Consider the following 9,060-nt stretch of genomic DNA (forward strand, 5'->3'; position numbering starts at 1 on the left):
CGCCTCCGACGCCACCCCATGGCAGACGGGAGGCGCGGTGCCAGCTGGCACCGCGCCTCCAGTCAGAGACCACTCGCGTTACGCGACCTGCTCCTCTTCCTGCGGGTCGAAGAGGCTCGACGCCTCGTGCCGCTCGATCGCGGCATCGACGAGCCCCGCGAACAGCGGGTGCGCGTCCGTCGGACGCGAGCGCAGCTCGGGGTGCGCCTGCGTGGCGATGTAGAACGGGTGCACCTCGCGCGGCAGCTCGACGTACTCCACCAGCGTGCCGTCGGGCGACGTGCCCGAGAACACCAGGCCGGCGTCCGCGATCTGCTGGCGGTACTTGTTGTTCACCTCGTAGCGGTGACGGTGCCGCTCGGACGCCTCGGGGGCCCCGTACAGCTCCGCCGCGAGCGACCCCTCGGTGAACGTCGCCGGGTACAGGCCGAGGCGCATCGTGCCGCCGAGGTCGCCGCCCGCGATGATGTCCACCTGCTCCGCCATGGTCGCGATGACCGGCGTCGAGGTCTCCGGGTCGAACTCGGTGCTCGACGCGTCGGTCAGACCGACCTCGTGGCGGGCGTACTCGATGACCATGCACTGCAGGCCGAGGCACAGGCCGAGCGTCGGGATGCCCTGCTCACGCGCGAACCGCAGTGCGCCGAGCTTGCCCTCGATGCCGCGCACGCCGAACCCACCGGGGATGCAGATGCCGTCGACGTCGCCGAGCTGCTTCGCCGCGCCCTCGGGCGTGGTGCAGTCGTCGGACACGACCCACTTCAGCGTGACCTTCGCGTCGTGCGCGAAGCCACCCGCACGGAGCGCCTCGGTGACCGACAGGTACGCGTCCGGCAGGTCGATGTACTTGCCGACCAGGGCGATCGTGACGTCCTTCTTCGGCTCGTGCACGGCACGCAGGACCGGGGTCCACGAGGTCCAGTCGACCGGCCCCGCCGCGAGCCCGAGCGCGTCGACGATGACCTGGTCGAGGCCCTGGTTGTTGAGCAGCGTCGGGAGGTCGTAGATCGACGGCACGTCCACCGCGTTCACCACGGCGTCCTCGTCGACGTCGCACATGAGCGCGATCTTCTTCTTGTTCGAATCCGACACCGGACGGTCGCTCCGCAGGACCAGCGCGTCCGGCTGGATGCCGATCGAGCGGAGTGCGGCCACTGAATGCTGCGTCGGCTTCGTCTTCTGCTCGCCCGAGGCGTTCATGAACGGGACGAGCGACACGTGCACGAAGAACACGTTGTTGCGGCCGAGCTCGTGGCGGACCTGCCGCGCGGACTCGATGAAGGGCTGGGACTCGATGTCACCGACCGTGCCGCCGACCTCGGTGATGATGACGTCGGGCTGCGGGTCGTTCTGCGCCTGCTCGCGCATCCGGCGCTTGATCTCGTCGGTGATGTGCGGGATGACCTGCACGGTGTCGCCGAGGTACTCGCCCCGACGCTCCTTCGCGATCACCGTCGAGTAGACCTGGCCGGTCGTGACGTTCGCGGACTGCGACAGGTTGATGTCGAGGAAGCGCTCGTAGTGCCCGATGTCGAGGTCCGTCTCCGCGCCGTCGTCGGTCACGAAGACCTCGCCGTGCTGGAACGGGTTCATGGTGCCCGGGTCCACGTTGAGGTACGGGTCGAGCTTCTGCATGACGACCTTGAGGCCGCGAGCCGTGAGGAGGTTGCCGAGGCTGGCCGCCGTCAGGCCCTTGCCGAGGGACGAGACGACCCCGCCGGTCACGAAGATCTGCTTCGTCACCTTCGGGGTCGCGTTCGAAGAATTGGTTCCGCCGCTGAGAGTGTCCGCCACGGGATTCCATCGTACGTCAGAACTGCCGGGAGGCGCGACCTCGGTTCGCCGTGGGCGTTGCGTCGGGCGTGTGGCCGGGTCTCCGGGCCGTGGTCGCGCCGTGCGGCGAGGTCCGCCGCACGGCGCGAGGCGGGCGCGAGCCGCGCCTCCTGGATCGGCGTGCGACGACGCGATCAGGCCTGCTGGCCGGCGACGTCGAGCAGCTCGCGCGCGTGCTCCATGCCGCTGGCGCTGTCCCCGAGCCCGGAGAGGAGCCGCGCCATCTCCTGCAGACGGTCCTCGCCCTCGAGGCGACGGACGCTCGACGACGTGACCGCCCCGCTGGCGTCCTTGACGACGTTGAGGTGGTTGTTCGCGAACGCCGCCACCTGTGCCAGGTGCGTCACGACGATGACCTGCGTGCGTTCCGCGAGCTTCGCCAGACGACGACCGATCTCGATGGCCGCCGCACCGCCGACGCCGGCGTCGACCTCGTCGAAGACGAACGTCGGCACCGTCGTGCTGCCCGCCATGACCACCTCGATCGCCAGCATGACGCGGGAGAGCTCGCCACCCGATGCACCCTTGCCGATCGGCCGGGGGTCGGTACCGGAGTGCGGCTGCAGCAGGATCGACACCTGGTCGCGGCCGTGGCGCCGGTAGTCGCCCGCGTCCGAGACCTCGACCACGAGGGTCGCCCCGGCCATCGCGAGGGACTTCAGCTCGGCGGTGACGCGCTTGGCGAGGTCCTTCGCCGCTTTGGTCCGTGCCGTCGTCAGGGCCGCGGCGGCACCGGCGAGCGTCTGCTCGTCCTGCTCGACCGCCTGCTGCAGCGCCACGATGCGGTCGTCGTCGCCGTCCAGTTCGAGCAGCCGATCACTCGCGCGCTGCCCGTAGGCGATCACGTCGTCGACGGTCTCGCCGTACTTGCGCGTGAGGCCGGCGAGCAGGGCCCGCCGCTCGTTGATGAGTTCGAGGTCGTGGCCGGCGTCGGGTTCGAGCGAGCCGAGGTAGCTCGACAGGCTCGCGGAGGCCTCGGACGCCTGGATGCCGAGCTCCGTGAGCTGCTCGAGCACGGGCTGCAGTTCGGCGTCGGACCCCGCGACCCGCTCGATCGCCCGGCGAGCGGACTCGACGAGCCCCACGACGTCCTGCACGCCGTCGAGCGACTCGCTCGAGAGGGCTTCGTGCGCGAGGCCCGCGGACAACCGGAGTTCTTCGAGGTTCCCCAAGCGCTCGGCACGGTCGGCCAGCTCGACGTCTTCGCCGGGCTGCGGATCCGCCGCCTCGATCTCGTCGGACGCCGCGCGGATGCGTTCGGCCTCGGCCACCCGGTCGTCACGGTCACGGGTGAGGGTCTCGAGCTCGCCGGTGTGCTGCTGCCAGGTGTCGTAGGCCCGCACGTACGCCGCGAGGACCTTCTCGAGCGCCGGACCGCCGAAGCCGTCGAGTGCGGCACGCTGCGCGGTCGCCGAGGTCAGCCGGATCTGGTCCGACTGTCCGTGCACGGTGACCAGCTGGTCCGCGAGCTCGCCGAGCACCGCGACGGGAGCGCTGCGGCCACCGACGGTCGCACGGCTGCGACCTTCGGCCGAGACCGTGCGCGTCAGGATGAGCTCGCCGTCCTCGACGGTGCCACCGGCGTCCTCGACACGTTCGGCGACGGCGTCGTGCTCGGGCACGTGCCAGCGCCCCTCGACCACGGCGGTCGACGCGTCGCGGCGGACGGACCCCGCGTCGGCACGGGCGCCGAGGAGCAGGCCGAGCGCGGTCACGATCATCGTCTTGCCCGCACCGGTCTCACCGGTCACCACGGTGAAGCCGGGGCCGAGCTCGAGGGTGGTTTCGCCGATGACCCCGAGGTCGGAGATGGAGATCTCCTCGATCACAGGGTGTCCTCGTCGTCCTGCTGCGGGCCGCGCCACCCGGCGACGGGGAGCTGGAACTTCGCCACGAGCCGATCGGTGAACGGGGCGTCCTTGAGGCGGGCGACACGCACCGGGTCCGGCGAGCGCCGGACCTCGACACGGGCACCCGGCGGGAGGTCGTGCGTGCGTCGACCGTCGCACCACAGGACGCCGACACCGCTCGTGCGACGCAGCACCTCGATCGCGAGGGTGCAGTCCGGGCCGACCACGATCGGCCGCGCGAAGAGGGCGTGGGCGCTCAGCGGCACCATGAGGAGCGCGTCGACGTCGGGCCAGACGATCGGCCCGCCCCCGGAGAACGAGTAGGCCGTGGAGCCGGTCGGGGTCGACACGACCACACCGTCGCAGCCGAACGAGGACAGCGGGCGGCCGTCGACCTCGGTCACGACCTCGAGCATGCGTTCCCGGGAGGCCTTCTCGATGGTCGCCTCGTTGAGCGCCCAGGACGAGTAGACGACTTCGTTGCCGACGACGACGTCCACCTGCAGGGTGACGCGTTCCTCGACGTGGTACTCGCCGGACAGGGCTCGTTCGACGGTCGCCCGGAGCCCGTCCCGCTCGCTCTCGGCGAGGAACCCGACGTGTCCGAGGTTGACGCCGACGATCGGGGCGCCCGTCCCGCGCACGAGCTCGGCCGCGCGGAGGATCGTGCCGTCGCCACCGAGCACGATGACGATCTCGAGCTGGTCGGCCTGGACGTCGACGCCGAGGATGTCGACCTGCCCGACCGAGGCTTCGGCGCGGCGGATGTCGGCGTACTCGTCGAACGGCATGACCGGGACGAGACCGGCGGCGTGCAGGAGGTCGCAGACCTCGACCGCAGCGTCGATCGAGTCGCGGCGGCCCGTGTGGGACACCAGGAGGATGTGCCGGTCGTCGCTCATGCCGTCCCTTCCGTCAGTTCGGTCGCACGGACGATCCATTCTGTCGGATTGGTACCGACATCCCGCTGGAAACGCGCCAGGTACTCGTGGTTGCCGTGCGTGCCGACGATCGGCGACGCCGCGAGCCCCGAGGTGCCCAGACCGAGGTCCCACGCTGCCCAGAGGACGTTCATGAGCGCGTCGTTCCGGAGCGCCGGGTCACGGACGATGCCCTCACGGACACCACCGCGGCCGACCTCGAACTGCGGCTTCACGAGCAGGACGAAGTCGTCGGCGGGGACGGACTCGGCCAGCGCCGGCAGGACGAGCCGGAGCGAGATGAACGACAGGTCCCCCACCACGAGGCTCGTCTCGGCCGCGGCGGGGTCGAGCGCGAGGTAGGCCTCGGCCGTGAGGTTGCGCGCGTTCGTGCCCTCGACGACGGCGACACGGGAGTCGAGCGCCACCAGGGGGTCGAGCTGCCCGTGCCCGACGTCGAGCGCCACCACGCGTCGTGCACCGCGGCTCAGGAGCACCTGGGTGAACCCTCCGGTGCTCGCACCGACGTCGAGCGCGACACGGTCCGACGGATCGACGCCGAACGTGTCGAGCGCGCCGAGGAGCTTCAGCGCAGCACGCGACACCCATTCGTCCGCACCCGCGACGTGGATCGGGGCCGATGGCCGCACCGGCGCCGACGGCTTGACGATCGCGGTGCCGGCGACGGTCACGCGGCCGTCCTGGATCAGTTTCGATGCTGCCGTGCGGGACTTCGCGAGCCCGCGGGAAGCGAGGAGGGCATCGAGTCGCACGGGCCGTTCGTCCTGCAGTGTCTCGTCGCCGTTGCCGTGCTCGTCAGGCACTCGTGCTGCCGCCGCTCTCGAGACGGGTCCGCAGTTCGTCGTGCAGCGCGGAGAACGCATCGGCGCGCTCGGCCAGCGGCAGCGATTCGGCCGCGGCGGTGCGCTGCCCGAAGTCGTCCGTCACGGCACGGTCGTCCGTCCGCACCTGGTCCGGATCGCCCGGGCGGGCGTCACGCTCGGGGTCCCGCTCGTCGTTCGACACCTCGGTCACGCTACTCGCCGCCGTACAGCTTCGGGTCGACGTCGAGCCCGTAGATCGCGAGCCCGGACTCCCAGATGAGGGCGGTCCCGGCGCGGAGCAGGTCGATCGCGTCGCCGTCGTCGAGCACCCGCACGACGTGGCCGCGCATCGCTACCGTGACGGCACCGACCGTCGCGTAGCGGGTACCGTCCGGGTCTTCCCGCCGGATGGTCACCGGGTAGGGCTCGGACAGGCCACGGAGGTCGCCGAGGATGTACGTGGGACGCGAACGCTGGTCGGCCGCGAGCACCTGCTTGGCCTTGTCGATCCCGGTGAGGACGAGGACGCTGGGGATGCCGGCGTCGTTCGCGCCCTTGATGTCCGTGTCGAGGCGGTCGCCGATGAACAACGGGTGCTCACCACCGAAGCGCGCGAGGGCTGCGTCGAAGATCGGCCGCTCGGGCTTGCCGGCGACCACGGGCATCCGACCGACGGCCTGGTGCACGGCGGACACGAGCGTGCCGTTGCCGGGCGCGATGCCGCGCTCGACCGGGATCGACCAGTCCATGTTCGTCGCGACCCACGGCACGTCCGGGTCGGCCAGGGCGAAGGACGCCTCGGCGAGGTGCGTCCACCCGAGGTCCGGGGAGAACCCCTGGATGACCGCGGCCGGCGAGTCCTCGGCGCTGGACGTCACGGTGAAGCCCGCTGCCTCGACGATGCTCGTCAGCCCCAGACCACCCGTGACGAGCACCGTCGCACCCGCGGGGACGAGCGTCTCGAGCAGCCGGACGCCCGCCTGCGACGAGGTCACCACGTCGTCCTCGGACACTTCGAGCCCGTACCGCTCGAGGTGCTCGGCGACGTCGACCGGTCGGCGCGATGCGTTGTTCGTGATGTAGCCGACGCGGGCGGTCAGCGAGGCGCGGGTCAGCGCCTCGACCGCATGCGGGATCGCGTTGCGGCCGCGGTACACGACGCCGTCGAGGTCGGTGAGGACGACGTCCACACCGTCCGTCGGCGGCTTCGGCACGTCAGTCGGCTGCGGACCCGTCGACGTCGGAGGGGTTGTCGTCGTCGATCTCGCCGGGCTCGTCTCCGGCCGGCTCGTCGTCGTCGGGCTCGTCACCGAGGGGCTCGTCGGCGAGGGGCTCGTCGGCGAGCTCGGCGTCGGGCTCGTCGTCGACGGCTCCGGCGAGCTCGTCTGCGGGTCCTTCGACTTCGAGCGTTTCCTCGACCACATCAACTGTCTCCCAAGCGTTCTCGTCGGCGACCTCGGCCAGGGCCGCTGCCGCACGATCGACACGGGCCCACCACTCGTCGGCCTCGTTCTGGCGGCCGAGCTCCTCGAGCGTGGCCGCGTAAGCACTGTAGAGCGCCGGGGACCAGCTGTAGGCAGTGGATGGGTCGAGCTGTGGAATCTCCAGCTCGCCGAGTGCGGCTGTGGGATTCCCGAGGTCGAGGCGCGCACCGGACATGGCGATGGCGAGCTCGACCTGCACGGCCGTGTCCAGCGCCGCGCGGTCGACCGACCGGCCGAGCTCGAGCGCCCGCTCGGGACGGCCGAGACCACGCTCGCAGTCGACCATCATCGGCAGCTGGTCGTTCCGGCCCGAGATGCGTCGGTAGGTCCGGAGCTCTCGCAGCGCCGTCGCGAAGTCACCGAGGCGGTACGCCGTGATGGCCGCCGTCTCACGGACGACGCCGACCCGGCCGGCTCGACGAGCCGCGCTCAGTGCGTGCTGGTTCGCGGTCTCGGGGTCCTCGTCGACCAGGAGTGCCGCGGCCACGAGGTGACGGGCGACCCAGTCGGCGTTGTCCTTGCTGAGGGTCTTGAGCTCCGCCCGGGCGACCTTGTCGAGATCGCGTGCCTGGATGTCCTCGGGGATCTCCGGGTCCTCGTGGCGGGGGCGGATCGACTTGGTGCCGTAGGGGTCGCGGTCCTCCCAGTCGTCCCGCGAGGCCTCGCCGAACCGCGCACCGGCGTGACGGCTGCCGTCGCCGAAGCGCTGACGATCGTCGCGGCCGCCGCGGTCACGGTCCTGGGCGCCGCGGAACGGACGGTCCCCGTCACGACGCGGACGGTCGCCGTCACGGGCGGGACGGTCCGAGCGGAACGGACGATCCCCGTCACGACGGGGTCGGTCGCCATCACGAGCCGGACGGTCCGAGCGGAACGGACGGTCGCCATCACGAGCGGGACGGTCCGACCGGAACGAACGGTCACCATCACGACGCGGACGGTCATCGCCACCACGGAAGGGGCGGTCACCATCGCGACGCGGACGGTCCGACCGGAACGAACGGTCGCCATCACGAGCCGGACGGTCCGACCGGAACGGGCGGTCGCCATCACGAGCCGGACGGTCCGAACGGAACGGACGGTCACCATCACGACGAGGACGGTCGTCGCCACCACGGAACGGACGGTCCCCGTCACGACGCGGACGATCCCCATCGCGAGCCGGACGATCCGACCGGAACGGACGGTCACCATCACGACGAGGACGGTCGGAACCCCCACGGAACGGGCGATCCCCGTCACGAGCAGGACGATCCGAGCTGCGCGGACCGTCACCACGAGGAGGACGACTCGAGTCGTCACGGTCACCACGCCAGGCGGGCCGCCGGCCACCATCGCGGAACGGACGATCGCCGTCCCGGTAGGAGCGCGCCCCGTCACGGGACGAACCAGCATCCCGAGCAGGACGATCCCCATCGCGCCGGGGAGTATCGCGCCGGTCGCCCTCGCGGCGCTCGAAGTCGCGCGGCCCGGACGACCAACGGTTCCCACCGTCACGCCGAGGGGACCGGTCGCCATCGCGGCCTCGTCGGTCTCCACGATCGCCGTCGTTCCGCCGCTGATCGTCGTCGTTCGCCACCGTTGCTCCTCATTGCGTGCCCGAGCGCTCGCCCAGGCCATCGTCCGCTGTGTCGTTGTGTGTGTCGGCGCCGCACTGTCCCGCCCGTACGCGTGCACCCAGTCCATCACGAACGAGCGCACGAGTCGAGCGAGGTGCGGCAGAAACAGAAGTAGCCACCGGCCTCCCGAGAACGAGGGTCTCCCCTACGAGTTCTCGATGGAGGGCCGATGGCCACATCTTCTTACTAAATTGAGTCCGGCGGCGTCCTACTCTCCCACAAGGTCCCCCTTGCAGTACCATCGGCGCTGAGAGGCTTAGCTTCCGGGTTCGGAATGTGACCGGGCGTTTCCCTCTCGCTATGACCACCGGAACACCTTCGACCCAATCGCTTGGAAGTTCGAAAGCTGTTCCGCGCATGCGCAGTGTTCAGTTTCTTGTTCCCGATCGTCTGTCGGGAACCACAAAGTGGACGCGAGCCCCACACCGAAGTGTGGGAAATAGTTGTGTTGTCAAGTCTTCGGCTTATTAGTACCGGTCAGCTCCACGGGTCGTTAGTCCCCGCTTCCACATCCGGCCTATCAACCCAGT

At 70.5% G+C, this 9,060-nt stretch carries 7 protein-coding genes and 1 rRNA gene; all 8 read right to left on the minus strand.

Annotated elements, in window-relative coordinates:
- Nucleotides 1–78: 78 nt before the first annotated feature.
- Nucleotides 79–1,794 (minus strand): CTP synthase, encoded by a 1,716-nt coding sequence (locus tag ACIPKM_RS17910; protein ID WP_402737243.1) that lies wholly within the window; start codon nucleotides 1,792–1,794, stop codon nucleotides 79–81.
- A 173-nt stretch (nucleotides 1,795–1,967) separates the two neighbouring features.
- On the minus strand, nucleotides 1,968–3,662 hold the full coding sequence (gene recN / locus ACIPKM_RS17915) for a DNA repair protein RecN (protein ID WP_402737244.1): 1,695 nt from the start codon (nucleotides 3,660–3,662) through the stop codon (nucleotides 1,968–1,970).
- The gene (locus ACIPKM_RS17920) at nucleotides 3,659–4,585 is read right to left on the minus strand and encodes an NAD kinase (RefSeq protein ID WP_070417894.1); all 927 of its coding nucleotides are present in this window, start codon (nucleotides 4,583–4,585) and stop codon (nucleotides 3,659–3,661) included. The genes recN and ACIPKM_RS17920 overlap by 4 nt, the downstream gene beginning before the upstream one ends.
- On the minus strand, nucleotides 4,582–5,427 hold the full coding sequence (locus ACIPKM_RS17925; protein WP_402737245.1) for a TlyA family RNA methyltransferase: 846 nt from the start codon (nucleotides 5,425–5,427) through the stop codon (nucleotides 4,582–4,584). Before ACIPKM_RS17925 ends, ACIPKM_RS17920 begins: the two co-directional genes overlap by 4 nt.
- The gene (locus ACIPKM_RS17930; protein ID WP_402737246.1) at nucleotides 5,420–5,629 is read right to left on the minus strand and encodes a hypothetical protein; all 210 of its coding nucleotides are present in this window, start codon (nucleotides 5,627–5,629) and stop codon (nucleotides 5,420–5,422) included. Before ACIPKM_RS17930 ends, ACIPKM_RS17925 begins: the two co-directional genes overlap by 8 nt.
- 10 nt (nucleotides 5,630–5,639) lie before the next feature.
- Nucleotides 5,640–6,641 (minus strand): HAD-IIA family hydrolase, encoded by a 1,002-nt coding sequence (locus tag ACIPKM_RS17935; RefSeq protein ID WP_092388312.1) that lies wholly within the window; start codon nucleotides 6,639–6,641, stop codon nucleotides 5,640–5,642.
- Nucleotide 6,642: 1 nt separating this feature from the next.
- Entirely contained in the window at nucleotides 6,643–7,398 is a 756-nt protein-coding gene (locus ACIPKM_RS17940) for a hypothetical protein (RefSeq protein WP_402737247.1), read from the minus strand.
- Nucleotides 7,399–8,725: 1,327 nt separating this feature from the next.
- Nucleotides 8,726–8,842 (minus strand): 5S ribosomal RNA (gene rrf / locus ACIPKM_RS17945).
- Between the last annotated feature and the right edge of the window lie 218 nt (nucleotides 8,843–9,060).

The sequence above is a fragment of the Curtobacterium sp. NPDC086286 genome (assembly GCF_044746255.1).
Taxonomy (GTDB): Bacteria; Actinomycetota; Actinomycetes; order Actinomycetales; family Microbacteriaceae; genus Curtobacterium.

Bases quoted from the DNA above. Each gene is read 5' to 3' on its own strand.
- ACIPKM_RS17920 (WP_070417894.1), bottom strand. From the start codon at position 4,585: ATGAGCGACGACCGGCACATCCTCCTGGTGTCCCACACGGGCCGCCGC.